Raw genomic sequence first — 1,358 nt, forward strand, 5'->3', positions numbered from 1 at the left:
GGATCATGGCCAGGTTCTGTAGGCGTATTTAATATGTCACCCAACCGCTGAACAGAGATACCCGCCTGCTGAAAGTCCTGCCAGAGTTGCACCAGTTTCAGAATGGGTGCACTGACCCGGCCTGCGATCATATTAAAGGCAATCAACATGCCCACTGACAGCTCGCCGTTGATCACTAAAGTAGCGCCTACCCAGAGAATCAGTACCGTAACGACTTTATTAATCAGTCCTGCAGTCTGACTGGCGATATTGCCCAGATTCATAGCCCGGAAGGAGGCTGATACGTACGCCGCCAGCTGATCTTCCCAGACTCTCTGCATTTGAGGCTCAACGGCGCTGCTTTTAATGGTTTCCATCCCGGTAACCGACTCCACCAGAAAAGACTGATTTTCAGCACCGCGCTTGAACTTTTCGTTCAGACGGGCACGGAGTATCGGCGTTACAATCAGGGACAGAATGATATAGAAAGGCATAGAGCCCAGAACAATCCAGGTGAGGGTTGGGCTGTAAAAGTACATCACCACAAAGAAGATGATGGTGAACAGCAGGTCAATACAGAGCGTCAGCGCTGATCCCGTAATAAACTCCCGAATCGTATCCAACTCTCGAACACGGGCAACGGTGTCCCCCACCCTGCGAGCATGGAAAAAGGCAACAGGCAAACGCAGCAGGTGATTAAAAAGCCGTGACCCCAGCACCACATCCACCCGGTTGGTGGTATGGCTGAACACATAATTCCTGTGACCATTCAGCACAATATCGAAGACAGAAAGCACCAGCAGGCCAAAAGCCAGCACATCCAACGTCGTTAATGCCTGATTGACCAGTACCTTGTCGATGATGACCTGGAAGAAGAGAGGTGTAATCAGTGCAAACAGTTGAATAAAAAAGGACGCCAGAAACACTTCATAAATCAGCTTCTTGTGCTTGAGTATCGCAGGAATAAACCAGCTGAAGTCAAACTTGGCCATCCCACCCGGTAGCATGGAACGTTTAGTAAAGAGAAACAGTTCACCGGTAAACAGGCTTTCCAGTACATCCAGAGAAACGGTTTCCGGTTTATCCTTAAGCGGGTCTTGAATCAGTGCCTTGCCTTCATGAAATCGGGCAATGATAAAGTAGTGGCCGTCTGTATGACGGGCTATAGCGGGTAAAGGAAGGTCTTGGAGTTTTTCACTGTGGGTTTCAACTCGCCGGGCTTTGAGTTTTAAGAACTTTGCGGCACTGAGTATATCAATGGCTTCAATAGCCCTGGTTGAATCACCCAACTGATGTTTGATCTGTTCTGGCTGAGCGGCCAATCCATGAAAGCGGGCAAGCATGACCAGACAGGTCACGGCTGAATCCGAACTGCGTAC

At 49.4% G+C, this 1,358-nt stretch carries 1 protein-coding gene; it reads right to left on the bottom strand.

All coding sequences use genetic code 11. From position 1 onward, the window contains the following. Positions 1 to 1,337 (bottom strand): ABC transporter transmembrane domain-containing protein (locus tag ACR2PX_RS21625; protein WP_434001433.1); only part of this gene is annotated, 1,337 nt, incomplete at its 3' end. Positions 1,338 to 1,358: the final 21 nt, after the last annotated feature.

The organism is Endozoicomonas sp., assembly GCF_051008435.1.
Taxonomy (GTDB): domain Bacteria; phylum Pseudomonadota; class Gammaproteobacteria; order Pseudomonadales; family Endozoicomonadaceae; genus Endozoicomonas_A.